Genomic DNA, 25,442 nt, shown 5'->3' with positions numbered 1-25,442 from the left:
GCTACTATCCTGTTCTCAAGGCTGCAAACAATGCGTTGCCGGTTGACTGCAAACTGGCAATGGTTGAATCTAAACTTAAATAACGTGCGCGTAAGGTAGATTCTAAACTCTCCATCCTTAACTCAAAGCGCTCTCTTTCGGTCTCCAGGTTGCCCTGCTGACCTTTAATGCTGTCTTCCCTAGAGGTCAATAATCCAGAGCTTTGGGTATATTCTTCAGTGAAGGCAATCAATCGTGTTGCGATACCGTCGGTATCTGAAAATAGCTTAGCAACATCATCAAAATTATCGGTCAAGGCATCATCAAGTCGTTTTGAACCAGAGCCTAAACCAAAGTCGGTCGCGCCAATTTCAAGCTTGCCTTCCGCGGTGAGTTCAATACCCAGTGCAAACAAACTCCCAATCACCGAGTTTGAAACATTGTTGCCTAAAATATTTGAAAGTCCTGATTGAATCCCTCTAACCATCGAGTCGCCGGCAAGCGCGCCGTCACTATCATCATCATTTTCGCCGTAGCGTGTTAAGTCAGCAAACTCATCCATCAGCTCATTGTATTTATCTACAAATGTGGTGATATTTTCGCGCAAGCCTTCGGTATCAAAACCAATGCTAAGACGCGAAGCAATCGGATCACCATTGCCGTCTAAATCTGATAGCTCCTTGGCATCAAACCTAACGTTTTGTATGGTATTTTCAAACTTATTAGTATCACTTTCTACCCGAATGCCATCGACTGTTGCCACCGCATTTTGAGCGATTAGAGCAGGTGCTAAATATGTTGCAGTTTCTGCTGAGTCTGTGGTCGATAATGCATTCAACTCAGCATTGTCGTTTGTATTTACAATTTGAAGATCGTTATTTTCGCCGGTTACCGTCGACGTAAATACCATCTTTGATCCACCAGCAGCCGTTCCGGTATTGATGATATTTGCAGAAACCCCGAAGTTATCTGGGTTGTCGTTTATTTGCTGTCGCAATTCTTCAAGCGTTGTTCCGGCGGCCACTGAAATGGTGAATTGATCGCCCGTGTTGCCAATTTTAAAGGTTAGATCTGCGGTTCCTGTTGATAACACAACCGCGTCCGAGCCCGCATATGCGGCATCGGCAGTTTCTATCCGACTGCCCCGCGCCATTTGCGTAATCGCAATTTGATAATCGCCAGTAACGGCAGAATTACCTGGGCTAGCGGTAAACGGTTCGTTTGATTCAGAAGGGTTTTCAATTTGAGGATCTCGTCCACTCAAATTATCGACTTCTTGCAGTGCTTTCATCGCATCTTCAAATTCAGAAAGCTTGGACTTTACTTTGCCAACTGCCGATATTTCTTGATCGAGCGTTTGCTCACGAGCATTCAACCTTTGCTCTTTAGGACCCCGTTCTGCTGCTAGAAGCTGGCGAACCAGACCCTCTAAGTCTAAACCTGACCCAACGCCTAATGATTGAATACTCATGTGCTACCTCATAATTATGCTTGTCTGTCTATCAACACTCCTGTTTGGCTGCCAATATCAGACTGTAATTGGCGAATGCGTTCGGCAAAATTTAGTACTTCCTCGGAAGGTATTTGCCGTATAACATCGCCACTTGCCGCTTCTCTTACTGTTACAACCTGTCTGTCGGTTGCTTCATCTACACTAAAGGATATTGCGGTTCCTTTAGACTGCAGAAACTTACCTATGCCCTCAAGTGCAGCAGATAAGTCAATGGTTTCCTCTCTCATCAGCTTATCGGCTTGAGCATCGCTATTCTTTAGCTTTTTCTGCTCTTCGATACGCTGCTGTTCAGGTAACTGCGACACACTTTTATCTAAATTTCTTACTTGCTGGGCCACCATGGGGTTTTCACTCGCGGTGAATCGACTCGCCCCAGTTTGCATACCCACCAAATTACTACTATTAAACGTTTTCTCGTTTATGATGCTTGCTTGTTCTCTAGCAATATTTTGACCAATCTGCGAATTAATATTATCCATAACGTTCTCCTACCTTAAAAAAGGAAAGACGGTTGCACCTAATTTATCCGGTGAACCGCCCGTTCAACGCAACTTTTATCAAGCGATTCTATCTACTATCTTGTTAAGCCAGCAGCGCCAAAGCCGACTGCGGCGACTGTGAGGCCTGAGCTAAAATGGACAACGACGCCTGCTGCAGAATCTGATTCTTAGTTAAGTTTGCAGTTTCAGCTGCAAAATCGGTGTCTTTGATTTGACTACGTGCCGCTGATATATTTTCAGCCACGTTAGAGATATTGCGAATGGTAGATTCAAATCGGTTGCTCAAAGCACCTAAATCAGCTCGCGCTGCACCTACTGCTGATATTGCGGTATCTAGTGTGGCAAGGGCACCTGACGCCCCCACTACCGTCGAAACCGTAATTGCGCCAACGCCCAAACCAGAGGCTCCAAAGCCGCTAGCTCTAGACAAATTAATAGAGATATTTTGGCCACCGTTTGCTCCGACTAAAAATTTAGCAGAAAAACTCCCGTCCAAAATATTATTGTTGTTAAATTGTGTGTCGCTGCCAATTCGAGACAACTCTAAAATGAGTGCCGATACTTCTTTATTAAGGGCTTCTCGATCGTCTGCCGAATTAATACCGTTTTGAGACTGCACGGCTAGCTGACGAATACGCTGCAAGGCATTGGTGGTTTCACCTAAAGCACCTTCTGCGGTTTGTGCTAAAGATATGCCGTCGTTAGCATTTCTTACCGCTTGATTAAGCCCCTGAATTTGCGATGTCATGCGTTCGGAGATAATCAAACCAGCAGCATCGTCCGACGCTCGGTTAATTCGCTGTCCAGAAGATAATCGCTCAAACGATTGAGTAAGTGCATTGCTCGAGTTAAATAATTGACGCTGCGCGTTAAGCGCAGACACATTGGTGTTGACGAATACTGACATACTACCTCCATAAACCAGCGTTTGTTTTCACTAAACATGGCGCTCGCTGGCTACTTTTCTTTATTCTTTTGGCTATGGTTCACTACACCATATCCAGCAGACCTCAATTTTAGTAATTCAAATTTAGATTGAATTACCTCTCAACTAAGGGTATCGACCGCCACGCCAGTATCTTTAGCAAAATGAGTAAAAAAAAAATAAAATAATCTTAAATAACTGATTTTTATAAAATAAGAAAACACTTAAAGGTCGCTTTAATAATTGTGAAGGTGATGTCGATGCCGCGCCCATTTGTTATGGCATACTCTTTTGGCAAAGCTTTAATAGCCAATGGGTGTGTGATTCTTTTATTGTTAGATTCATTCACGCTGTTGATATCTTTAGCTAATGACAACATGATTTAGAAAAGTGGCACAGTGCATGCTTAGTATCAAATAGTAAGCAAGCCTTAATACAAAAAAAGGCCGAGCCATGGGGTGGCTCGACCAAATTGCTCACGTTAGGAGTTGGAGCAAACTTTTCCGTCGACTGGCAGGGTTGTAGAACGTAAGTACTGGCCTCTCAACCAAATGTCTACACTCTCAGTCTTGTTAGTCGACTTTTACTTCTTATATTCCACTTAAAAGCTGCCTTCCATGGCAATGGAGAGGGCCTCTCAAGCCTTCAAAAACTCTTTCTTATATACTTTTAAAACTGCGGAATAAAACTGTTTTGCAAGCTTAGCTATTAGCCCTGTAATAAAGATAATGCTGCCTGCGGACGCTGATTAGCCTGCGTTAAAATAGTGGTGCTCGCCTGCTGAATAATTTGTAGGCGGGTTAAATTTGCCGTTTCAGCGGCAAAATCTGTATCTTTAATCCGGCTTCTTGCCGCCGATACGTTTTCTGATATGTTTGTAAGATTTCGAATCGTCGACTGAAATCTGTTTTGAATAGCACCTAAATCGGCACGTTTCCCATTGACCACTTCAATCGCCGTGTCAATAAGGGTTAGCGCGGCAGAAGCCTGTCCTGCTGTGTTCACTGAAAGGCCGCCGGCAAGTGCACCAAACAGGCCGGAAGTACCGAAACCATTGATGCGGGATACATTTATGCTAATAGTTTGCCCAGCATTTGCACCTACAAGGAACTTCGAAGAAAATCCCCCAGTAAGCACATCTACCCCCCCAAACTGTGTAGTTTGAGAAATTCGGCTCATTTCGACTTTTAAGGCAGACACTTCTTTTTGCAGTGCCGCTCGGTCGGCAGACGAGTTAATGCCATTTTGTGACTGTATTGCCAGCGTTCTTATACGCTGCAGGGCGTTGGTGATTTCAGTCATCGCACCTTCAATAGTTTGCGATAGTGAAATCCCATCATTGGCATTTCGTACGGCTTGGTCTAAACCCTGGATTTGAGACGTCATTCGGTCAGAAATCTGTAGGCCAGCTGCATCGTCTTTGGCGCTGTTTATGCGCATACCAGATGACAGGCGTTCAAAAGCCGTACTTAAATTAGTGGATGTGTCATTTAAATAACGACGCGCATTTAGCGATGAAACATTAGTATTAACAAATAAAGACATAATAATCTCCTAACGATTTTTGAAGTATTCATCTGTCACCTGATTTTATTATTGTAGCGACTAGATTTTTAGTTTTGGCACACAATGTGCTTCGTATTATATGCGAATCATGGACTGATTCTTTTTCATCAATTGTTCACTACATTTGATGAAGCATATATGCTGTACAGAGCGTAAGCTCTTTGCTGACAGACAAGTATGATGTTCCAGACCTCATACCTCTCACTACCTCCTGGCATCAAACTTGTCAGTCAGCAGTTCAGCGTATTATTTTTCAACTTCCCTTGAGTTACCTTTTTCAGGCAGCACTAAACCTTCTCGCCATGTGCGTTTTTGCATGTTTACATGCTTTTAAATTTTTCTATTTGCAACGAAAGATAACTCATGTATCTGCATTGCTGTGTTGTTTGCATTAGGATGCTCATCTATTGATGATGGGGTGAGGAAATTTTCCCCAGCAAAGCCTGTGTAATAATCGGTATATCACCGCCCTATTATTTCGCTTTGGTGGGTTTTTATAGAAAACCTATTTTGGCCTTCGACTCACTCTTTCTTCCTAACGCTATTGTTGACCTGAGCCAACATGCATCTATTGTTTTTATAGTGGATGCAATGCAGAGTCTTTAGTTTTTATTATTGATGTTTTGCCCTGCTTGAATAAGTTATCGTCCAGATACGCGAAAACCTTTAGCAATAAAACTAAATTAGAATAAAAAAGAGGGAAATAGGCGGCCAGGCAATGCCTGGCCAGTCGCTCAGTGTTTAAGAGTAAGCGCTCTCTTTGTGCTGTTTGGCTTGTGAATACAAGTTACTACCTCCTGGCTTCATTCCCCAAACAGTAGGGTCCGACTTGTGTTACCAGGAGCTATTAACCTAGAAGCTGCAATGCTGCCTGAGGACGCTGATTTGCCTGAGACAAGATTGTAGTGCTAGCTTGCTGAAGAATCTGGTTCTTCGTTAAGTTAGCGGTTTCTTTCGCAAAGTCAGTATCTAAAATCTGTGAACGAGCAGAAGACATATTCTCCGCTACGTTAGAAAGATTACGGATAGTTGACTGGAAGCGGTTAGTTAATGCACCTAGGTCGGCACGTGATGCACCCACCGCAGAAATTGCGGTATCAAGCGCTGCAATAGCCGCCGAAGCGCCTGCTACAGAAGATACAGACAATGCACCAATTAAGCTTGAAGCACCATAGCCACCAGCTCTAGATAAGTTCACTGAGATGTTTTGGTTAGCATTTGCGCCAACCAAGAACTTAGCAGAAAACGCACCGTCAAGAACGTTTACTTTGTTGAACTGAGTATCGGTACTAATACGAGAAATTTCGAACTTCAACGCTGACACTTCTTTTTGAAGTGCTAAACGGTCATCGGCAGAGTTAATGCCGTTTTGTGATTGAACCGCTAGCTGGCGAATACGCTGTAGTGCGTTGGTCGTTTCACCCAATGCGCCTTCAGCAGTTTGCGCCAATGAAATAGCATCATTTGCGTTGTTTACGGCTTGGTTTAAGCCATTGATTTGAGTGGTCATACGGTCTGTAATCTGAAGACCAGCGGCGTCGTCAGACGCACGGTTGATTCTCATACCAGAAGATAAACGCTCAAAAGACGTGTTTAATGAATTACTTGAATTAAATAACTGACGTTGTGCGTTTAAGCTTGAAACGTTAGTATTGACGAACATAGACATAAGTCTCTCCTACACTCTCAGTCCAGCGCTTGCTGGCAGCCGGACGGATTCCGGTATTGTTTACAAATTGTAGAACATCACTCTTCAACTTTTGAAAAGTACATGTACTGGCTCTCTCGAAAACTTTATCGACAATGCCGGGGATCCCTTTAATCTAAATTTGAAAAAAAAAGCAAAAGGCGGCAAAAAATTGCCGCCTTTAAAATGTGAACACTGCTTTGGGGTTTGTAAAACAGTGGCTTAGGGTAAAAAAAGCCACTTTTTAAGTGAAAAAAATAATTTAATAAAAAATACTGGATTGACCGGGGTCATGCAAAATGACCCACAAACTTAAATGTTTTAAAGGAAATTAAACAAAGAAAGGTTGGCTATTCGAGGAAAACTGGCAAAGGCAGCTTCTAGTGCGGTCTCTTGTCGAGCAAAGTCCGACGATGCTTGCGCATAATCAAGATCTTGAATAGCTGAACGAGCTTGGGAGTTGGTCACTTCGCTATCTAACAATGAGCTTTTGACCGATTCGGCAATATTTAATCGTGCGCCAATGGAAGAATTTTCTCGGGCCATTTTATTCAAACCATTGTCGATCCCCACCAAGGTATCATCAATGATAGATGAAAACTCCTGGGCACTAAGATTTGGATTGTTTAACGCTAGCGTCATCTTATGCAGTGTTTCGGCAATGTTTTGTTTTTCTGGGCGATTTAAATCAAGCGTAACTGAGTTACCCGCCACGCCATCAATGTTCAATTCTATACCTTGAAACAACGTTAGCTCACCTGCAACAAATGGCAGTGTTTCAACCACTGTATTTGTGCCGACGTTTCGCACTGAAATTTGATTAGCAGCACTAATGGTCAATTCATATTGGTTGTTGGCGTTATTTACTGGATCAAAATTGGCGCGATGAAAAGAATCGAAGGTTCCTTGATTCCGGATCGTGTAATCACTTAAGGTCGCGCCATTAACGTTTGACACATTAAAATTAAGACGCCCCTGCACATTTTCAAAGAGTTCTTTACCCGAACTCGTAGTTTGAATGTTGACACTATCAGAAATTTGCACTTTGTTGATGCCGTCATCGCCCATGAACATTATCGGGTTTGTGCTATCGGCAGGATTAAAGGCAAATGCTTGCTTTTGAGATTGATAACCAGCGAAAATAAAATCACCGCTGGCATTCTGCGTGTTCATTAAATCGATAACTTGATTGCGTATTTGCTCAATCTCTGCCGCTACCGCTTCTCGGTCGGGTTGAGAAAATATGCCATTTCCCGACTGTAAAGTTAGTACTCTTGCACGATTCATCACATCATTAATGCTTCGCAAAGACGTTTCTTGCAGTTCTAAATTACTGCTTGCTAAATCAATGTTGCGGCTGTATTGGGTGATTTTATCAAGTTCTTCAGTGAGGCGAATCACCTGAGACGCACCAACTGGATCATCGGATGGCCTGAGCAAACGCTTACCGCTAGCGAGCTGACTCTGAATATCAGAAAGCTGACCCTGGCTGGTATTTATAGCTCGCATATTTTGGTCAAATATTAAATTCGTTGTAACTCTCATATAGTCTCTCTAAACACTACCTAGTAACCGATAATATGGTATCGAACATATCGCGTGCTGAACTAAGTATTTGTGCAGCTGCGGCGTAGGACTGTTGAAATTGAATCAGGTTTGCGGCTTCTTCATCTAAGCTCACACCCGAAGTGGATTCAAACCATTCGGAAGACTGTGCTTCCATTACTTTTGCGGCTTCTAAATTCACACTAGCATTTGATGTTGCTGAACCGACAAACCCAACCAATGATGCATAGGCTTCATTTAAGGTGGTTTTGCTATTATTTGAGGCGCTGCCTTGGCGAACGATGTCGAGCTGTTGGAGCTGTGCGAATTCAACCGCGTTTCGATTATCATTTATACCATCAACATTATATGCAATATCAAAGCTGTCGCCAGGTTTAGGCTCCCCCTGCAAAGATAAGTCATAACCCGGGTAATCGGTGAGTGCGCTAAATTCAGCAGGCCATGCTGGCGAGCCGTTAGCTTTTGCTTGTCCTATCAAATTATTTAAATCGGTGACTCCCGATACGGTACTAATGACGTTTGCCGGCGAGGAATTATCTAAGACTTGATATTCATCATTGGCTGTAAAGCGAATAGTCACTGGTGCACCAAACGTGGCTGACGGAGAATTTGCCAGCGTTTGCAATGCCCCCGCACCATCAAAAGCCGAAGCTCCTTGTGTAGCAAAACTTAGATCAACGTTCGAATTTGTAATCTTAGTACTGATTAACTTCGCGTCGCCTAAATTGTTTGCGCCAGTGTCTATTCTGATGGGTTTTGCAAAGGCCCAGTCCTCTGAGCGAGTAGTTGCCATACTTAAGTTAGCCGCTGCCACTCGGGTTGGCTGCACTAAAAACCTGTCTCCTACTGCATATTGAGCGCCGCTTGCAAACTCTAATTCCATGCCGCCAATCGTTGCGTTAAACACTCCAGATTGCGCATTTACCGTTAAGGTCTGGGTAATAGGGTTACCGCTGCTGTCTAGCTGAGGTCTGCCGTCGCTTTTAACGGTCATGACTTCCACATCAAAACTAGCTGGACTGCCGCTAGGCGTATTTAACACCGTTACTTTGTAATCGTTATTAGTAATTTCAGCGCTGCCACCAGGAATGACTCTCCCTTTAACCTGCAGGCTTAAATCACTATTTTGAGGATAATTGATTGACCTAAACTCGGCGATTTTAAAAATATCACTGCCTAACTGCTGATCAATATCCATGCCCTGGCGGTTCTGTGTATTTATTGCATCGGCTAGGGTCGTCGCGAGCTTTCCAAGCTCTCGCTGAGCAGGCTCTAAGACTTTTTCTCGATATTCAAATAAGCCGCCTAAACCGCCGCCAATGTTCTCTTCTAATATATTGATGGATGATTCGTTTTTAGTCGGTGAATTAAAACTGGTTTGTAAGGTTAACTGACGATTGGTGTAGTCGGGCTCACCGCCAACCGCAAAGACATTAAAAGTGCCGTCGGCCATTACCAATGACTCACCTGAAGTTAGGTTAACGACTAAACCAGCATCCCCATTTGGACTGTTACGCACATCTAGCGCAACAATTTTTGATAGGTCTAAAATGGCTTTGTCTCTTTGGTTCATCAGTTTTGCTGGCGTATCAACAACCGATGAGCCTCTAGCTATCTGAATTGCCTCATTCAAATTGCCAATTTGGTTAATCAGTCCATTGGCTCGGTCAACCGATTGTTGTATCTGTAGCTCAGCTTCATCTTCTTTGGCCTTCATGAACTCGCCCAACTGTTTGATTCGATTCATCACCCCAGAGGCTTGTCCCATGATTGCGACACGAGAAGGTAAGTTAGTTGGATCATCTGCTGCGGTTTGAATGGCGCCAAAAAAGCTCGTCATCGCCGTGGCAATACTGTTTGCCTCGCTGGCTAAAATTCTGTCTAGACCTTCTACGCGATCATAAAAGGCTTGAGCTTCGCCGACAACGGAGGTGTCGCGACGCAGTTGGTTTTGCGCAAAAACATCAAACACCCTATCAGTGAAGCCAAAATCTACACCGCCGTTTAAGCTGCTGCTAAAGGTCGTGCGCTCCCTGATGTAGCCTTCGCTGTTAACATTAGCGATATTGTTTGAAGTGGTATTGAGCAACTTGTTGCTAGCATTGATACCGGTTTTAGCAATCGAAAATAAGTCGGCATTTCGAATCATGGTAATAGCTCACTCATAGTTGCACTATTGTATACCGACATAATTTTGTCGGCATATTGGGGATCGGTGGCATAGCCAGCCTTTTGCAGTTCATTGAAGTATTCTTGTGGCGCACTGGTTTTCTCTAATGCTTGCTCGTATCTAGGATTCGAGCGCACGAAGTCCACATAGTCGTGCAGCGAATCAGAGAAATTGCTGTAACTTCTAAAGGCCGCCTGTTGCTTTTGCGGCAGATTGTTTTCAAATTCGAGAGTGTCAACTACAGCCTTATCGCCATTCCAGCGCCTGTCTGCTTTGATCCCAAATAGATTGTGAGCATTATTGCCATCGCCCTGATGGATCATGAATTTTCCCCATCCAGTTTCAACTGCAGCTTGAGCAATCAACGCCTTTGCAGATATGCCTAAACGCTCAGCGGCAGCCTGTGCCTGAGGATAAAGTGACTGCACAAACTCTTTAGGTGAGTCGAACGCAGCCCGCTTTGTTGGTATGTTCAATGGTTCTTGCAGCTGTTGATCAAGACCTAGGTTTGCTGTTTTAAGTGCAGCAAGCTCCAGAGCTTCAGTTTCCCGATATTGTGCTCTTAACGCTGCATTGCGATTAAGAATAGACAGATCGGCGTCGTTACGTACCGCGCCAGCTGGCATTACACCTTTATTGACACTCATTTGCTGCACGATGACATCTGCCAAGCCAATGCTGCCTTGCGTAGACAAATCAGTAGCTAGCTGCTGATCATGCATGCCGCGATAAAATTTTACTTGCTCAGAATTAAATGGACTGTCTTTGTCGGCGAGGGCCTCTTGGGCTTTACGCATAGACTTCAGCAACATTTGTACAAATATCGCTTCAAATTGCTTAGCCGCTTCCTCTAGTGCGCCCTCATCTCCTGATTTAGCCGCAGAACGCAAGGTATCAAGACTGCCAAGGTCATGTACTGACCGCGACATCTCGAGCTTTGATTTCATGTTAGAAGATAAGTCCATGGTATTTCCGTTATCTATTTTTGTTAGACCCTAGTAGCCATAATTCGATGTACGTTTTGCAATTCATTGCAAAGGCCTAGCCTATATAACTATCAATTCGCCCTGCAAAGCACCAGCCTGACGAAGCGCCTCTAATATGGCCATTAAGTCGCCCGGCGCCGCACCAATTTCATTGACTGCGCGCACTAACTGGTCGAGAGTTACCCCCGGATCAAATTTAAACATTCTGCTGTCATCTAAGCTTACATCTACTATCGATTGAGAGACTATGGCGGTTTCGCCACCGGCAAAGGCGTTAGGCTGAACTATCTGAGGGTCTTCTGAAATAGTAACGGTTAAACCACCATGGGTGATCGCAGCCGGCATTAATCTGACGTCTTGTCCAATCACAATGGTGCCTGTTCGGCTGTTTACCACGATGCGTGCCGGTGCGGTTGCTGGCACAAACTCGAAGTTTTCGATAGTCGCTAAAAAGCCTACACGCTGGGCAACGTCGCGAGGCGCAGTGACTCTTACTGATGCCGCATCTAAAGGCGATGCAATAGCAAAGCCATTTTTCGGATCAGCACCTAAACGTCGGTTTATTTCATCAGACATGGCTTGCGCGGTGCTAAAATCAGGACTATGCAAGTTCAAGGTCAAATAATCATTTTGCATCAGACCGCTTGGCACTGAACGCTCAACTGTTGCGCCGTTGGCAATGGTGCCCACCGTTGGCGTATTACTGACAATTCGAGAGCCATCGTTGCCCTGCACACCAAACCCAGACACCACTAAAGAGCCTTGGGCAACGGCATAGACTTCGCCATCTAATCCTCGCAAAAACGTTTGTAATAAAGTACCGCCCTGGAGACTTGCTGCCTCGCCCACTGATGACACCGTAATATCAATTGTTTGGCCTGGTTTGGTAAACGCAGGTAGCTCTGCATGCACCGCTACCGCGGCTACATTGCGTATTTTGGGTTTTACATTAGCATCCAAGCTAATACCGAAGTTCTCGAGCATGGTTCTAAATGATTGTTCGGTAAACGGACTGGTTTCTCCCGTACCCGGCAAACCTACTACCAAACCATAGCCTACGAGTTGATTTGAACGCACGCCCTGAATGCTGGCTAAATCTTTGATACGCTGTCCACTGTATGCTGGAAACACCGCGCTCAAAGTAAAAACTAGCACTAGCGCCCAAGCATAAACATTCGTTAAACGACTCATAATGGCCACCATGTAGAAGAAAAGAACTGCGATAGCCACCCTTTTTCTTGGGCTCTTGCAAAGCTGCCGGTGCCGCTATATTGAATACGGGCATTGGCGATTTTATTAGATTGCACTTCATTGGTTGGGGTAATATCTGCGGGTCGAATGACGCCGGTTAAACGAATATATTCGTCACCATTGTTTAAAGTTAGCCACTTTTCACCGCGAATTATAAGATTTTGGTTAGGCAGAACATCAACCACCGTAACTGAGATGTTGCCTTGCAGGCTATTACTCTGGGTAGCTTGTGCATCGCCATTAAATTCATTGCGTGAATCAACACCGAGTTGAATAGCCTCAGGACCAATCTGCAGGGCATTGCCCCCTAAACCAATAATAGGTTGAACGTCTACGTTGGTCTCTTTAGACGATACCGTACCCGCTCGTTTTGTTGCATTAGTATTCTCACTCAGACGCACAGTGATAATGTCACCTACTCTGCGGGCCTTTACGTCTGAATACAGACTGTTTGCCATGGCTGCAGTAAACAAGCTGCCATCTTGTGCAATTTGCTCACGTTTAAACACCGGAACAGCGGGCGCATAAAACGGATCGTTTGCGGCAATCGGTTCCACCGGTGTGGTGTTGCAAGCGCTTAAGCCAATCATGCAAGCAAGCAATAGTATTGAGTGAATTTTCATCTTAAACCTCTTATAACTGCTGAATAACCTGACCAAGCATTTGGTCAACCGATGAAATAACTTTTGAGTTCATTTCATACAGGCGCTGGCTTTCAATTAGGTTCACTAGCTCTTCAGTAACGTTGACGTTAGATGTTTCCAAGGTGCCTTGGGCTACTGTGCCTAAACCTTCAAGTCCAGGGACACCTTGCACTGGCGCACCCGATACTGCGGTTTCTACATACAGGTTTTGTCCAACTGGCTGTAAGCCTGCAGGGTTAATAAAATCGGTAATGTTAAGCTGTCCAAGTACCTGTGGCTCGGCCTGCCCTCTTAACTGCGCGGATACTTCACCGTCTTGAGAAATGGTGATTTGCTGTGCATCTGGCGGCAGCGTAATGACTGGTTGGAGCACAAAACCGGCTCCCGGCGTAACCATCTGCCCCTGATCGTTCAGCGTAAACTGACCATTGCGGGTATAAGACAAACTGCCATCTGGCATTTGTATTTCAAAAAAGCCTTTCCCCTGTATAGACATATCAAGAGCATTTTCCGTAGTCAGCAAATTCCCTTGGGTATGGGTCTTTTGCGTAGCAACCACTTTAGAGCCTGCGCCGAGCATTAAACCTGAGGGCAATTCAGTGTCAGCTGAACTGCGGCCACCGGGCTGATTGATATTTTGATAGAGCAAGTCTTCAAATACCGCACGGTCTTTTTTAAAGCCGATAGTACTGGCGTTGGCTAGGTTGTTTGATACTACCGCAACGTCTGTTTGCGCGGCGTCTAAACCGGTTTTACTAATCCATAGAGCTGGATGCATATTAAATACCTTAAGCGATTAATATTCGCTATTAAATGAATCTGAGTAACATGTTGCCGCGCATCGATAGTTGATCCGCTTTGTTCATTAGTTTTACCTGCATTTCGTAATGACGCTGCAAGCTGATCATCTGCACCATTTCTTCAATAGCGTTGACGTTTGAGCCCTCAAGCATGCCTGAGCGCACGCCCACATTAATATCTTGCTGTGCAAAACCGCCGTCTTTTAATTCAAAAAGGCCGTCTTCTCTGCGTTTAATTTGATCAATTTCAGGATTCACTAGTTTCAAACGGCCCACTTCTTCAATGGCATTTTGAGGCGCGCCTTGGAGTTGAGTTGAGATGGTGCCATCACCGGCTATAGTGATATTTTGAATCGGAATGGGTAAGAATACTGGGCCATTTTCGCCGAGGACTAAATTACCTTTTGAATCCTGCAAGGCGCCCTCGGCGGTCATGCTGAAATTACCGTTGCGGGTTAAGGCCTCGCCGCCTTCAGGACTTTGTACGGTAAACCAACCTTCACCTTGTATGGCCACATCGAGTGGGCGGTCGGTGGTGATCATCGGACCGCCATCGTAGTTGTTACTTGGGCTTTCGGTCATGCTAAATACCCGAGACGGCAAACCTTCGCCGTATGCCGGCATTGCGCGCGCCTGTTCAAGCTGCGCTTTAAAACCGTTGGTTTGGGCATTCGCCAGATTGTTGGCACGCACGGCAGTGGCCAGTAGGTCTTGATTGGCCCCGCTTGCTGCAATGTAGAGTAACTTATCCATATAACTTGCCTTCACATGTCAAATATTGACGATATGTAAGACTAAGCAATTAAAATGCCAATCCGTTTAATGAAATTTGGAAGCTATACAATGAATAGAAAAAATAAGTAATAAAGGGGGAAGCAGCGGCGAAAGCCTTGAGGGCTTTCACCGCTTTAGATTATCGAATGTTAAGGATAGTCTGGTTTAACTGGTTATTGACTTCAAGGGCTCTTGAGTTTGCTTGGAAGTTTCTTTGCGCGATGATCATATCGATTAATTCAGTGGTTAAGTTCACGTTCGCCTGCTCTAGCGCAGAGGAGTTGATGTCACCGAAGGTACCGGTAGTTGCCTCACCTGCCAACGCCTCACCAGAAAGTATACTTTCTTTCCAAGCTGTACCCGACTGCTGCGTTAGACCTTGTTCATTTGAGAATCTTACCAAGGCTACGCGGACAATGGGTTCAGAGGTTCCGTTCGAAAATGTGGCTCGCACTAAACCGTCGGGTCCAATATCGATGCCCGTTAGTCGACCAACAGGCAAACCATCTTGCTCTAAGGAAGTAACTTCAAAGGCAGAAGCAAACTGAGTCGGTTCGTTTGGATTAGCACCGAGGGGGTCTAAATTGAAATCGATGCCGATTTGTTGGGTTGCATCTGAGCCATTCGAAAGAATTAGGCCCCCAAGCGCCTCGGTCATAATTTTTCGATCTGGCTGCGGTAGACCATCAGCAGACTCTATGCCAATGAAATCGCCACCATCACTAAATCTTAATTTCGCTGCTGCAACAGCATTACCCGTAGCGGTGCCCATAGTATTAACAGCGCTAGCTGGGTCTGCATCGGAGCCATCCGAATTGGTTATATCCACCAATTGGTCGTCTACCGCTGCCGCAACATACCACTCATTTACCGCAGCTGGATCGTTGTCCTTCATAAAGTAGTAGGTCATGACATGGCTATCGCCCAATGAATCATAAATAGTAACCGACGTCGCCGCGCTATAGGTTAAAGGGTCTGTTGGATCAAAAGCGGCGGGATCTCTAACTTGGTCACCTGCAGGCAAGTTAAATCGTAAATCAACTTCAGAGGTCTTTTGCGGTGAGCCCGATGAGTCAGGGATTCGCACTGGCACCGTCGTACTCAAGGCAACCGACGCCGATGTACCGTCTGGGTTAACCGGGAAACCAAGTAAATTGTCGCCCGCTGAATTTACCACGAAATTATTGCTGTCTAGTTTAAATTGACCTGCACGAGTAAACGAAAAGTCGCGTGAGGTAATTTCAGGAACCGTAGCAAAAAAACCATTGCCGGTGATAGCTAAATCCAATGAGTTATTGGTAAAGCTCAAACTACCTTGAGAAAATTGCTGGGATACTTCTTGAGTCAAAGCACCGTCACCGACTTTGGTTTTACCTGAGGCCAAAAGAGACGAAGCATACACATCACCAAATTCCGCGCGTGACTCTTTAAAACCTACCGTGTTAACGTTTGCAATATTGTTAGCCGTAGTATCTAAATCTTTTTGAGAAGCGGATACACCACTTAGTGCGATATTAAAAGACATCTAAATTCCCCTATTATTTACCAATTTGTATGACGTCATCTAACTTGATACTGACATCACCATCTAAATTAAGAACAACACCTTGACCTGAGCCAGATAAACTGACGCTGTCGACGTGTCGATTGATTGCGGTAGGCAACGCTTGTACCTCACCAAAAATATCACCTTGAACCTGCACCGCATAGTCACCTGATGGCAAACTGTTGCCGTTGTTGTCAGTGCCATCCCAATTAAATTCAATATTGCCTGCTGGTTGCGTACCGATCTGCATTGTGCGAACCACCTCGCCTGCAGTATTGTAGATATTAATTTCAGTATTCTGGGTGGTTTGCTCATTAACAATGACACCGCTGATTGAGCCATCAGCACCATCTTTAAAGCCAATGTTGCCGGTAACCAAAACTTGTTGACCAATTAAACTAGATGCCTGCAAAGCCTGGTTGGAGGTCATCGAAGCAGCAAAGCTGCTGAATTGCTCATTAAGCTGAGAGATACCGTCAGCGGTAGTGAATGATGTCATCTGCGCCACCATCTGGTCGTTGTTAACTGGCTTAGTTGGATCCTGATTCGCCAACTGCTCAGTAAGCAGCGCGAAAAAGTCTTCTTGCTTAAGCGTTTGATCATCGTTTTGCGCAATCTTGACTTGCTTATCCGTATTCCAATACAGGTCGCGATTCAGGCCTTGTTGCTCTAATAAGTTCATGAAAATATCCTCTTAATGACAGCTATGCTGACTATTGACCTTGACCTAATTGCAATACTCTACGAAATATACGCTTGGTAGTATCCGCTACTTGAACGTTGGTCTCGTAGGCCTTAGAAGCAGACATCATATTTGCCATTTCTTCCACGATATTGACGTTCGATTTGTATATGTATCCATTTTCGTCTGCCATTGGGTTACCCGGGGCATATTCGATTTGCAGTGGTTTGTTGCTTTCAACAATACCTTTGACTTCAACCCCGACGCCTTTAGCTTGGTTCTCTGTGGCCTTGTCCATCGCCGCTGCAAACACAGGGTGACGGGCTCGGTAAGTATCTTCATAGCTGCTGCTCACGCTGTTAGCGTTGGCAATATTACTAGCAGTGGTGTTCAAGCGGACATTTTCTGCCGCCATGCCGGTGCTAGATATATCCATTACATTAAATAAACTCATTATTGACCTCCACTGCTAAGTGCTTTTTTCATTCCGCTAAACTTGCCGTTTAGTAACATTAAACTTGCCTCATAACGCATGCCGTTTTCTAGAAAAGCGTTTCGCTCAACCTGCACGTCAACCGTATTGCCATCACCAGTATCAGGCTGATCTGGCATCCGAAACTGCACGTCAAACCTTGGCGCCGAGGAGCCAGCGATATGTTTATCGTTGGTTCTCACCATGCTTGATGGACCAGCTTGAGTGGTTTGTGACGACTGCATTGCGCTGTTCATAGCGCTTTGAAAATCAATATCACGAGCCTTGTAACCTGGTGTGTTTGCGTTTGCTAAGTTTCCAGCGATCACTTCCATCTTATCTGCACGAACTTTAAGTGCATTGTGGTGAAAGCCTGCTAAGCGGTCTAAGTTAATGGCCATAAACAAATACCTGAACGATTGCGTTAATTATCTTGAATGTTCACAGATGAGCAATTGCTATGCCAAATAGAAAAAGATTGGGATTTTTTAGAGAGGATTGAACAAATTAATTAGCTGCGCTTAGAGTAATAAAGGCCGCGAGAGCATTTTTCCATTTTCAAAGTGTCTTCAGCACCGGCAATTGACTCTGCGGCTCCTAACAGGATTGCGCCATGGGCTGGCAACAAAGCGGAAAGTTTTTGCAGTATCTTTGCCTTATTGACGTTATCAAAATATATCAGCACGTTACGACAAAAAATAACGTCGAAATTACCCATAGCATAAAAGCTGTCCATTAAATTCGTCTGTTTAAATTTAACCAAAGCACGCAAAGCCGGTTTTACACTTAACTTACTGGTATCAACAACCGAAAAATACTTGGCTTGCATGTCAACAGGTAAACCTCTGGCAATAGCCAACTGGTCATATATACCCTTTTCTGCAAAACTTAATACTCGCTGGGAGATATCCGTCGCCATAATTTCCACGCCTTGAGAAAACGCACCTGGATGCTGGCGCTGATATTCAAGGACGGTCATGGCTATAGAATATGGTTCTTGGCCATACGAACAGGCGCTGCTCCAAATACGTAATGTTTTTCGGTGATTGGCAATTTTGCCGAGTAGTTCATTAGTCAGAATTTGATAGGGGTATTCATCTCGAAACCAAAAGGTTTCGTTGGTCGTCATTGAATCTAGTGCTCGTTCAGTTAAGGTCAAATTCTGACCTGATATTGCGTCGTCTATAAAGGTGTTTATATCCACTGCATTGAATTCACGCATGACTAGAGACAATCGACTGTTCACTAAATACTGTTTGTTGTCGCCTAAGGTGATACCCAATCGCTCTGCCAAAAACGTAGAAAACTGTAGATATTTGTTTGGGGTAACTTCGCTTCTTGCTGCCGGTGACACCTAAACTTTACTCTTCAAGTCAGTTTGTAACCATTTTTGCACTGCAGTGGCTAGTTCGTCTGGATGAAACTTAGCGATAAAGTCATCCGCTCCAACCTTAGAGACCATGGCTTGATTAAATACGCCGCTTAAAGAGGTATGCAAGATAACATGTAACCTCGATAATTCCGGTGCACCTTTAATCTCAGCCGTCAGGGTATACCCATCCATTTCAGGCATTTCGATATCGGAAACTAATACACCAACCTTATCGGTAACATCCCCGGTTTCAGCTGCGATGGCTTTAAGTCGGTTTAGGGCCTCTAAGCCATTTTTCGCGGTTTCAATTTCTAAGCCTAGCGTCTTTAAAGATTTCTTCACTTGATTAAGCGCAACTGAAGAGTCATCAGCAATAAATATAATTTTGCCGTCGCTTTTGGAAACATCAACATTGTCAGCAATTTCTCGTGATACGTCAGATGAAAGAGGAGAAATTTCATGTAAGATTTTTTCAACGTCTAAAATTTCAATGAGTTCATTTTCAACTTCGGTGACCGCGGTTAAATAGCTTGCTTTGCCAGTGCCTTTTGGCGGCGGCATAATTGCATCCCAATTGGTATTTATGATGCGTTCAACTGAACCCACCAAAAACCCTTGCACCGAGCGATTATACTCAGCAATGATAATAAAGCCCTTGCTTACATCCTCGATAGGCGAGCCTCCAGTGGCCATTGATAAATCAATCACTGAAATTGTCTGACCGCGAATGTGCGCAACCCCTCTAACTAAAGCGTTGAGTTTTGGAATAGAGGTTAGCGGCGGACATTGCAAAACCTCTCGAACTTTAAACACGTTAATGCCAAATCGCTGTTTTGAATTCAATCTAAACAAAAGTAGCTCTAAACGGTTTTGACCAACCAACTGCGTGCGTTGATTAACAGAATCTAAAATACCTGACATGGAATCTCCCAAATAAAGGTTCGGCACGATAGTTGCGTATGGATGTGTATTAATAGCTAAACGCCGCTTCTGGCTCTGCATCCGACAAAATAATGGCAGTCGTTTATAGAGCAAAGAGCTAAACGTAAATCAGGATGTCACACATGCATTACAAGAAACATATTTATGTATCGACCATTTTTAGCATAGTCTTTGCTTTATTTTTTGTCAGTTTGGCAGCCGTTGCACAAACGAGTCCTCACGCTACGATCCAATCTCAGACTGAAGACTTCGTTAGATACTCGTTGTTTGAATCAAACACCGGTAATACCGATATTAAGGTCAGAGAAATCGACCCTAGAATTGCAGTGCCTAATTGCCCAGAAGGCTTTGATTTTGAGAGCCCTAATTTTGACTCAAGACTGTCAAACGTATCGGTGAAAGTTAGTTGCCCTAGCCTACAATGGTTCGTGTTTACCAATGTGTCTATTCAGAGTCTTCAACAAGTTGTGATTACCACCGATACATTGAGCCCAGGGGCATTGCTTAGCTCAAGAAATATAGAAATTGCCGATATAGACAAAAGCAAAATTCGAGGCAGCACTTTTAGTACCATAAAAGATATCAACGGTGCACGCGTAAAACGACGTTTAAGACCAGGCACCGTATTGAGTTCGGCGATGTTATGCTTCGTTTGTAAGGGTGATAGGGTCACTATAAGCGCAGTCGCCGGCGGCCTTAGCATACAAGTATATGGTATTGCAGAAGAGGACGGGACACTAGGTGAGACCATTCAGGTGCGAAACATGTCATCTGACAAAATGGTATTTGCCACCGTCGCGGGTACTGAAGAAGTCACGATTAAGATTTAGAATACATAACTTGGTATAAGAGTTGCTAAGTTATGCATAGACGCTGCTCAACGCCATAGAAACACAAGACGTTAAGCACGAATTAGTACAGTACAACTTAGGCCTAAGCCACGTATTTACAGGATGTAAACAACTTAGGTTATTTTGTTAGTCAGGACAGTCGACTTTCAAAATGTCAATAAAATGCTATGATCAGTCAAAGTGACAATAAAATGTCACAGTTAGCACTAAAGAACAACTTAGTGCGGCCGATACATAACTGTATAGGTAATTAATGGTGGTGAAATATTATGTCAATTAACAACATAAACAATGCGAACAAGCCACAACTAGACGCGGCGAAACTTGCGCAACAACAAACGCAAGCGCAAACGTCTGGCGGTGCAAATACATCGAGTGCAGCGCAAAATGCAGCACCGATCAAACAAGATTCAGTGTCTTTAACCCAATCAGCTCAGCAGCTCGCTAACGTGCAGAAAAAGGGTGGCGAAGCACCAGTCAACCAAGAAAAGGTTGACCGCTTGAAGAAAGCTATAAATGATGGCGAGTATCGCGTGAATCCAGAAGTACTTGCGAATAAAATCGCCGTACTCGAGTCACAAATCTTAGGCGTTAAAGCGTAGGAGTTGATAACATGACAACTAGTCTTGAAAATGCAATCAGTAAACAACTTGAGCTATTATGCGAACTAAAAGTTGTGCTTGAGCAAGAGCTGCATTTAATCAGCTCTCGCGAACCTGAAACTCTGATGCAGCTTCTTCAAGATAAAGAAGCCTTGTTAGCGAATATTGAGTCACAAGATCAAGCCGTAGAGATTATGCACAAACGTGTATCTGAGCAATCTGAGATACCTGATAGTTGCAACGCATTGCTTGACGACTGCAAGAAGGTCTTGGGTGAATGTAAATATTTAACCGCTATAAACGCCAAGTCAGTAGAGCATGGGCAGCTCAGGCTCGTTCATTTGCGAAATATGATGATGGAGCTTAGAGCCAAAGAATCGATGACCTATGACCGGGCAGGACGTCCAAGAGGTGAAAGCTCTGGCAAAGGTATTAGCGCGTAAGTCATATACCATTTACCATTTAGACAATGCTCCACCCCACAAAAAAAACGCATCTATTAAGATGCGTTTTTTGTTTGCCTGCCTATAAGTCGGTCGACGCTAAGCCCATGGAGTTATTCATGTATGCTGCATAATTAATAATATGTCACATCGCGAATCCGGCGAGGTTTTGCCGTCGATAAATATAAGTCGTAAACCAACGCCATATCAAGTTCGAGTTCGGTGGCGTAAGTATCGTCACCTACCGGATAGCTTTTTACCACTCTTGCACCTCGGATAACACCTTCAACTGAGGCTTTTAATTGGTTGTCTGTCAAAACTAAATTTGCTAAAGCTTGATTACCGTCCACTTTTTGACCATAGACCTGCTCAGCAAGCTCTCGATAGGCATCAAGTTTAGAGGCCTTCATTGCTTGCAAGCGTTTGTTTGAAGCGTTAAACCCAAGCTGAGCTTCAATGGGTGCATAGCCAACTGCGTTTAAAACGGGGTATTGTTCAGGCTCTATAGTCTCCCACTCTACATGCTTGGAAAATATCGACTGACATCCTGACAGCCCTATTCCTAAGGCAATAACCACTGCGCATCGGCATGAAAGTCTTGTAAACCCATGGTGCTTAAATTGCATACTGTTAACTCATATTGGTTAAGGGGTTGTTGAATACGATTAACAAAGCAAGGCGTATGCCATTAAGCACGATATATCACTTAGCCACTTAAATCGTTAATTACTAGCTTATCTGGCATGTTAATTGATAGTCATAGGAATAATTTACAAATGCGGCTCATCGTCAAAAATCGTTAAGTATTTTGATTAAACATTCGCTTATCACCTTTGCCCAAGCACGATTGGAGTGACCAAATGCAAAAACAACTATCCTACACTACCCGCTTAACGCTAGTTTTATGCTTGCTTTGCATCAGCACTTTTAGTCAAAGTGCATGGTTTTCAGCCAGTGGGCAAGCGGTAATTGTTGCCGGTGATAGAGAGCAAGCGAGGCAACAAGCTACCGAAGAAGCCATTCGTCAGGCACTACTATTTGCCGGCGCCTCAGTCACTAGCGTGCAGCAAATTACCAACGGCTTGCTAATGAATGAACAGCTTGAGGTAAGAGCGGCAGGTGAGGTTTCATCAGTGGAACTGATTGATGAGGTATATCATAACGGTGTGGTTACCGTATCTATTCGTGCTGACATATTTGCTCAAGACACCCAATGCTCAGCTGCAGACTATACCAAGCGAATTGCGACTACCTATTTTCCGATCCGCTACGAGGGACAAGCGGCAAATGGCCAAGTTCATAAACTAGGTAAAGAAGTAGCGCTTAAATTTCAGGGACTGCTCAATAAACTCAGTCCAGCGCTAAATGTTTCGCATATTGAGCCCTATGTATTTGATTGGCATTTAAGCGATGCATCTAAAGAAGCCAAGTTTTTGGCAGGTAAAACGAATACGCAATATGTGTTGACGGTCACCATTGACGATATTTCCGTTAAACGACAGCGCCCTGCCGCATTTGACTTTTACAAAGGTGTTCAACAAACCAGAGCCTTTGATTACAGTGTTAACCTCATAAACGGAGCCACCGGCGAACAATTATTTTCACAAACCTATCGTTCACAAGCACAGTGGGATTTTGATAGTCGAGCGAAGGTTGATGTTGGCTCCAGCGAGTTTTGGAAAAGCGTTTATGGACAAAATATAGTTAAAAATATTCAAAAGAGTATTGCCGATTTAGAGCAACTCGCAAACTGCGAACCTACCATGGGCCGGGTATTGGCAGTTGCCAACAATCAGTTGCAGATTAACTTGGGTCGAAATCATAAGGTGCAGACTGGCGATCAGTTAACCTTGTTCAACGTCAAGCAAATCAATGATTCTTTTGGTCAGGAATATCATCAGTTTATTTTGCACCCAACGCCACTGGTAGTCAGACAGGTGTTTAATAATACCGCCACCTTGAGCTCTGTAGACAATAGTTATTTAGGCGATGTGCAGCCAAATGACTATGTGGCGCGCCAATAGCAAACAGCATCAAAGCCTCTATTTTGGGGAGTAAGTGAGCGCCAGAAGAGCAAACAGGGTAAATCGTCAGCACTGGCGTAAGACCATCAAACTTCTTTGATTGTGCTTTGACCTTCGTAAGAGAATGCAATAGACTCAATTTATAAACTGCCCAGTCTATTAATTAAGTGTTTATGCAAGCATCTCGAGCCGGTCGCCCAAAGAGTACAGAAAAACGTGAAGCCATACTAGACTCAGCTAAAGAGCTGTTTCTGGCCAACGGCGTTAAGCAAACCTCGATGGAGGAGGTAGCAAAGCATTCTGGCGTATCAAAGCAAACCATTTATTCACATTACAAAAATAAAGATGCATTATTTTCAGCAGTGATTGCGTTTAAGTGCGAAGAATACTTAATTAAGCCTGAGCATCTTGGAGGTGATGAAACTTGCTTAAAAACAGCACTGATAAATATTGCGACAAAATTTCTCGCTCTTCTGCTTGATGAGGTCGTAATTTCGATGTATTCGACGATTATTGCTGAAGCGGACAATGCGCCACGTGTCGCAAAACTATTTTATGAAGCCGGACCCGTTGCTAGCGTAAATGCCTTATCAGATGTTTTATATAGCATGTCTGAAAACAAGATCGGTAAAGATGACGCGCGCTTATTGGCTATCGATTTTTATACGCTGCTTAAAGGAGATTGGCACATGCGAAGCCTTATGAACTTAGAGTTCAAGCTAGATGAACAACAGCGTAAAGCACACGTAGCGTCGGTAGTTGCAAAAATATTGTGTTTACACGAAAGTTATTATCAAAAAAGTGCATAGACTGTTAGCTATAAAATGGCTCAATGATTAAAGAGCTAATTCTTTATACTAATCAGTCCTCGTAGCTCAGCTGGATAGAGCAATCCCCTCCTAAGGTGTCATTCATCAAAGGAATTGGGCACATAGGGTTACATTCACGGTTGTTTTAATCTCTAAACTGTCACAAAATAAACAAGTCATCTGCCGGCCCTTAGTTCAACAGGATAGAACAACTGCCTCCTAAGCGGTAAATAGGGGTTCGAGTCCCTTAGGGCCGGCCAATTTTTGAGCGATATTGAATGGAAGCCTTTGTGACATAATGATCAGTAAGCGAGGTGTTGTGACCATAATGTGACCATACATAACGAGAAACTTTTTAAACTTCAAGTCAGATAACTGGTTAACGCTTCATCCAATTTCCTCTCAAGTTTGGTCTTCACAAATTTAATTCTTTGATACTTTCAGCCTGATAAATTAACATGTGTAACACAGTCGCTAGCTAGAGCTATTTAGCTTGAAACACTTTTAAGACTTGAAGTATCCTTACTACGCATTCTTTCAAATTCAAGTACATCGAATAACACAAACTGAAGGTGATGATTTCTATCTATAGCGACCCAGCCTCCCAAATTGCCTTTGAAAAGCCTTTTAGAGCAATCATTAATTCGTGAATCCCCCCAACTAAATGACTTGACCACTACACCTATCATAAAACCACTAACAGCCATCATCGGTTTCATCGCCACCCAAACTTAATAAAAGATGGTTTTATTGCGACCAAGCCAGAACAGCTGTGGGTTGCTGATATTACTTATTTACCGACGCAAAATGGAGATACTTATCTCAGTTTGGTGACCGATGCCTACTCTCGCAAGATAGTCGGACACTATATTGACAGCAACATGAAAACACAGTCAGTCAAGAGCGCCCTAACTAAAGCATTAAAGAAGCGCTTGTATGATGAGCCGCTCATTCACCATTCAGATAGAGGAATACAGTATTGTTCAAGTGAATATCAGCAAATCCATATAAAACATGGTATTCAATGTTCAATGACGGACGGTTATGATTGCTATCAAAATGCACTTGCTGAGCGTATTAATGGCATATTAAAAAATGAGTATTTGCTTCATAAACCCAAAGATCTTGATGAAGCGAGAAGAATGGTTGAAGAGTCGGTTATGCTTTATAATTATCAGCGGCCACATACAGCCTTAAAATACAAAACGCCCGATGAGATACACCGGGCGTTTACATAAAATAAGTGTCAACCTATTTCAGGACGGATCATTGTACTGAAAACAGATATTTAAAAATCACAGAGGTATTATAAATATTACGAAGTAAAAAATTATACCT

24 protein-coding genes, 1 tRNA gene and 1 pseudogene are annotated in these 25,442 nt (G+C 43.8%); 7 read left to right on the top strand and 19 right to left on the bottom strand.

Annotated features, from left to right (window positions below; all coding sequences use genetic code 11):
- Positions 1–4 precede the first annotated feature (4 nt).
- The 18 genes from fliD to AB9H30_RS00725 form a co-directional block, all read right to left on the bottom strand.
- Positions 5–1,450 (bottom strand): flagellar filament capping protein FliD, encoded by a 1,446-nt coding sequence (gene fliD / locus AB9H30_RS00810; protein ID WP_371192676.1) that lies wholly within the window; start codon positions 1,448–1,450, stop codon positions 5–7.
- Positions 1,451–1,464: 14 nt separating this feature from the next.
- Positions 1,465–1,971: a flagellar protein FlaG gene (locus AB9H30_RS00805; protein WP_371192675.1), complete on the bottom strand. Its 507-nt coding sequence runs from the start codon at positions 1,969–1,971 to the stop codon at positions 1,465–1,467.
- A gap of 103 nt (positions 1,972–2,074) precedes the next feature.
- On the bottom strand, positions 2,075–2,899 hold the full coding sequence (locus tag AB9H30_RS00800; RefSeq protein WP_371192674.1) for a flagellin: 825 nt from the start codon (positions 2,897–2,899) through the stop codon (positions 2,075–2,077).
- Positions 2,900–3,625: 726 nt separating this feature from the next.
- Complete coding sequence (locus AB9H30_RS00795; protein ID WP_371192673.1) at positions 3,626–4,462, bottom strand: flagellin; 837 nt, start codon at positions 4,460–4,462, stop codon at positions 3,626–3,628.
- A gap of 868 nt (positions 4,463–5,330) precedes the next feature.
- Positions 5,331–6,152: a flagellin gene (locus AB9H30_RS00790; RefSeq protein WP_371192672.1), complete on the bottom strand. Its 822-nt coding sequence runs from the start codon at positions 6,150–6,152 to the stop codon at positions 5,331–5,333.
- Between the two features lie 339 nt (positions 6,153–6,491).
- Entirely contained in the window at positions 6,492–7,715 is a 1,224-nt protein-coding gene (gene flgL, locus AB9H30_RS00785) for a flagellar hook-associated protein FlgL (RefSeq protein WP_371192671.1), read from the bottom strand.
- 16 nt (positions 7,716–7,731) lie between these two features.
- The gene (gene flgK / locus AB9H30_RS00780; RefSeq protein WP_371192670.1) at positions 7,732–9,885 is read right to left on the bottom strand and encodes a flagellar hook-associated protein FlgK; all 2,154 of its coding nucleotides are present in this window, start codon (positions 9,883–9,885) and stop codon (positions 7,732–7,734) included.
- Positions 9,882–10,871 carry a flagellar assembly peptidoglycan hydrolase FlgJ gene (gene flgJ / locus AB9H30_RS00775; RefSeq protein WP_371192669.1) on the bottom strand — a complete coding sequence of 330 codons (990 nt, stop codon included), beginning with the start codon at positions 10,869–10,871 and terminating at the stop codon, positions 9,882–9,884. Before flgJ ends, flgK begins: the two co-directional genes overlap by 4 nt.
- A gap of 81 nt (positions 10,872–10,952) precedes the next feature.
- Entirely contained in the window at positions 10,953–12,083 is a 1,131-nt protein-coding gene (locus tag AB9H30_RS00770; protein WP_371192668.1) for a flagellar basal body P-ring protein FlgI, read from the bottom strand.
- Positions 12,080–12,766, bottom strand: coding sequence for a flagellar basal body L-ring protein FlgH (gene flgH / locus AB9H30_RS00765; RefSeq protein WP_371192667.1), 687 nt, complete (start codon positions 12,764–12,766; stop codon positions 12,080–12,082). Before flgH ends, AB9H30_RS00770 begins: the two co-directional genes overlap by 4 nt.
- 10 nt (positions 12,767–12,776) lie before the next feature.
- Positions 12,777–13,565, bottom strand: coding sequence for a flagellar basal-body rod protein FlgG (flgG, locus tag AB9H30_RS00760; protein WP_371192666.1), 789 nt, complete (start codon positions 13,563–13,565; stop codon positions 12,777–12,779).
- A gap of 31 nt (positions 13,566–13,596) precedes the next feature.
- A complete protein-coding gene (flgF, locus tag AB9H30_RS00755) occupies positions 13,597–14,340 on the bottom strand; it encodes a flagellar basal-body rod protein FlgF (protein WP_371192665.1) in 744 nt (247 codons plus the stop codon).
- Positions 14,341–14,500: 160 nt separating this feature from the next.
- Positions 14,501–15,886, bottom strand: coding sequence for a flagellar hook protein FlgE (gene flgE, locus AB9H30_RS00750; RefSeq protein ID WP_371192664.1), 1,386 nt, complete (start codon positions 15,884–15,886; stop codon positions 14,501–14,503).
- Between the two features lie 13 nt (positions 15,887–15,899).
- Complete coding sequence (locus AB9H30_RS00745; protein WP_371192663.1) at positions 15,900–16,589, bottom strand: flagellar hook assembly protein FlgD; 690 nt, start codon at positions 16,587–16,589, stop codon at positions 15,900–15,902.
- Between the two features lie 31 nt (positions 16,590–16,620).
- A complete protein-coding gene (gene flgC / locus AB9H30_RS00740; RefSeq protein WP_371192662.1) occupies positions 16,621–17,043 on the bottom strand; it encodes a flagellar basal body rod protein FlgC in 423 nt (140 codons plus the stop codon).
- Complete coding sequence (gene flgB / locus AB9H30_RS00735) at positions 17,043–17,462, bottom strand: flagellar basal body rod protein FlgB (protein ID WP_371192661.1); 420 nt, start codon at positions 17,460–17,462, stop codon at positions 17,043–17,045. Before flgB ends, flgC begins: the two co-directional genes overlap by 1 nt.
- A gap of 110 nt (positions 17,463–17,572) precedes the next feature.
- Positions 17,573–18,415, bottom strand: a complete 843-nt coding sequence (locus AB9H30_RS00730; protein WP_371192659.1) for a protein-glutamate O-methyltransferase CheR — start codon at positions 18,413–18,415, stop codon at positions 17,573–17,575.
- The gene (locus AB9H30_RS00725) at positions 18,416–19,354 is read right to left on the bottom strand and encodes a chemotaxis protein CheV (RefSeq protein ID WP_371192658.1); all 939 of its coding nucleotides are present in this window, start codon (positions 19,352–19,354) and stop codon (positions 18,416–18,418) included.
- 143 nt (positions 19,355–19,497) lie between these two features.
- Here AB9H30_RS00725 and flgA point away from each other — a divergent pair, with 143 nt between their 5' ends.
- The 3 genes from flgA (at position 19,498) to flgN (ending at position 21,271) form a co-directional block, all read left to right on the top strand.
- The gene (flgA, locus tag AB9H30_RS00720; protein WP_371192657.1) at positions 19,498–20,205 is read left to right on the top strand and encodes a flagellar basal body P-ring formation chaperone FlgA; all 708 of its coding nucleotides are present in this window, start codon (positions 19,498–19,500) and stop codon (positions 20,203–20,205) included.
- A 290-nt stretch (positions 20,206–20,495) separates the two neighbouring features.
- Positions 20,496–20,828 (top strand): flagellar biosynthesis anti-sigma factor FlgM, encoded by a 333-nt coding sequence (flgM, locus tag AB9H30_RS00715; RefSeq protein ID WP_371192656.1) that lies wholly within the window; start codon positions 20,496–20,498, stop codon positions 20,826–20,828.
- 11 nt (positions 20,829–20,839) lie between these two features.
- A complete protein-coding gene (gene flgN / locus AB9H30_RS00710; protein WP_371192655.1) occupies positions 20,840–21,271 on the top strand; it encodes a flagellar export chaperone FlgN in 432 nt (143 codons plus the stop codon).
- Between the two features lie 134 nt (positions 21,272–21,405).
- On the opposite strand, the gene AB9H30_RS00705 is transcribed toward flgN, so the two are convergent.
- Positions 21,406–21,897: an LPP20 family lipoprotein gene (locus AB9H30_RS00705; protein WP_371192654.1), complete on the bottom strand. Its 492-nt coding sequence runs from the start codon at positions 21,895–21,897 to the stop codon at positions 21,406–21,408.
- A 234-nt stretch (positions 21,898–22,131) separates the two neighbouring features.
- Here AB9H30_RS00705 and AB9H30_RS00700 point away from each other — a divergent pair, with 234 nt between their 5' ends.
- The 4 genes and pseudogenes from AB9H30_RS00700 to AB9H30_RS00685 form a co-directional block, all read left to right on the top strand.
- Positions 22,132–23,295 carry a flagellar assembly protein T N-terminal domain-containing protein gene (locus AB9H30_RS00700; protein ID WP_371192653.1) on the top strand — a complete coding sequence of 388 codons (1,164 nt, stop codon included), beginning with the start codon at positions 22,132–22,134 and terminating at the stop codon, positions 23,293–23,295.
- 173 nt (positions 23,296–23,468) lie between these two features.
- Positions 23,469–24,104 (top strand): TetR/AcrR family transcriptional regulator, encoded by a 636-nt coding sequence (locus AB9H30_RS00695; RefSeq protein ID WP_371192652.1) that lies wholly within the window; start codon positions 23,469–23,471, stop codon positions 24,102–24,104.
- 184 nt (positions 24,105–24,288) lie between these two features.
- Positions 24,289–24,364, top strand: a tRNA-Arg gene (locus AB9H30_RS00690).
- Positions 24,365–24,787: 423 nt separating this feature from the next.
- A pseudogene (locus tag AB9H30_RS00685) lies at positions 24,788–25,342 on the top strand (IS3 family transposase); the annotation flags it as partial.
- Positions 25,343–25,442 lie beyond the last annotated feature (100 nt).

Origin of the sequence: Glaciecola sp. SC05, assembly GCF_041380235.1 — a bacterium.
Lineage (GTDB): Bacteria > Pseudomonadota > Gammaproteobacteria > Enterobacterales > Alteromonadaceae > Glaciecola.
Note: the sequence above shows the minus strand (reverse complement) of the source record. Positions and strands in the feature narration are given on the sequence as shown.

What these genes read in the sequence shown, in the direction of transcription:
- fliD (WP_371192676.1), bottom strand. Translation starts at nt 1,450, where the DNA reads ATGAGTATTCAATCATTAGGCGTTGGGTCAGGTTTAGACTTAGAGGGT.
- AB9H30_RS00805 (WP_371192675.1), bottom strand. Translation starts at nt 1,971, where the DNA reads ATGGATAATATTAATTCGCAGATTGGTCAAAATATTGCTAGAGAACAA.
- AB9H30_RS00800 (WP_371192674.1), bottom strand. Translation starts at nt 2,899, where the DNA reads ATGTCAGTATTCGTCAACACCAATGTGTCTGCGCTTAACGCGCAGCGT.
- AB9H30_RS00795 (WP_371192673.1), bottom strand. Translation starts at nt 4,462, where the DNA reads ATGTCTTTATTTGTTAATACTAATGTTTCATCGCTAAATGCGCGTCGT.
- AB9H30_RS00790 (WP_371192672.1), bottom strand. Translation starts at nt 6,152, where the DNA reads ATGTCTATGTTCGTCAATACTAACGTTTCAAGCTTAAACGCACAACGT.
- flgL (WP_371192671.1), bottom strand. Translation starts at nt 7,715, where the DNA reads ATGAGAGTTACAACGAATTTAATATTTGACCAAAATATGCGAGCTATA.
- flgK (WP_371192670.1), bottom strand. Translation starts at nt 9,885, where the DNA reads ATGATTCGAAATGCCGACTTATTTTCGATTGCTAAAACCGGTATCAAT.
- flgJ (WP_371192669.1), bottom strand. Translation starts at nt 10,871, where the DNA reads ATGGACTTATCTTCTAACATGAAATCAAAGCTCGAGATGTCGCGGTCA.
- AB9H30_RS00770 (WP_371192668.1), bottom strand. Translation starts at nt 12,083, where the DNA reads ATGAGTCGTTTAACGAATGTTTATGCTTGGGCGCTAGTGCTAGTTTTT.
- flgH (WP_371192667.1), bottom strand. Translation starts at nt 12,766, where the DNA reads ATGAAAATTCACTCAATACTATTGCTTGCTTGCATGATTGGCTTAAGC.
- flgG (WP_371192666.1), bottom strand. Translation starts at nt 13,565, where the DNA reads ATGCATCCAGCTCTATGGATTAGTAAAACCGGTTTAGACGCCGCGCAA.
- flgF (WP_371192665.1), bottom strand. Translation starts at nt 14,340, where the DNA reads ATGGATAAGTTACTCTACATTGCAGCAAGCGGGGCCAATCAAGACCTA.
- flgE (WP_371192664.1), bottom strand. Translation starts at nt 15,886, where the DNA reads ATGTCTTTTAATATCGCACTAAGTGGTGTATCCGCTTCTCAAAAAGAT.
- AB9H30_RS00745 (WP_371192663.1), bottom strand. Translation starts at nt 16,589, where the DNA reads ATGAACTTATTAGAGCAACAAGGCCTGAATCGCGACCTGTATTGGAAT.
- flgC (WP_371192662.1), bottom strand. Translation starts at nt 17,043, where the DNA reads ATGAGTTTATTTAATGTAATGGATATATCTAGCACCGGCATGGCGGCA.
- flgB (WP_371192661.1), bottom strand. Translation starts at nt 17,462, where the DNA reads ATGGCCATTAACTTAGACCGCTTAGCAGGCTTTCACCACAATGCACTT.
- AB9H30_RS00725 (WP_371192658.1), bottom strand. Translation starts at nt 19,354, where the DNA reads ATGTCAGGTATTTTAGATTCTGTTAATCAACGCACGCAGTTGGTTGGT.
- flgA (WP_371192657.1), top strand. Translation starts at nt 19,498, where the DNA reads ATGCATTACAAGAAACATATTTATGTATCGACCATTTTTAGCATAGTC.
- flgM (WP_371192656.1), top strand. Translation starts at nt 20,496, where the DNA reads ATGTCAATTAACAACATAAACAATGCGAACAAGCCACAACTAGACGCG.
- flgN (WP_371192655.1), top strand. Translation starts at nt 20,840, where the DNA reads ATGACAACTAGTCTTGAAAATGCAATCAGTAAACAACTTGAGCTATTA.
- AB9H30_RS00705 (WP_371192654.1), bottom strand. Translation starts at nt 21,897, where the DNA reads ATGCAATTTAAGCACCATGGGTTTACAAGACTTTCATGCCGATGCGCA.
- AB9H30_RS00700 (WP_371192653.1), top strand. Translation starts at nt 22,132, where the DNA reads ATGCAAAAACAACTATCCTACACTACCCGCTTAACGCTAGTTTTATGC.
- AB9H30_RS00695 (WP_371192652.1), top strand. Translation starts at nt 23,469, where the DNA reads ATGCAAGCATCTCGAGCCGGTCGCCCAAAGAGTACAGAAAAACGTGAA.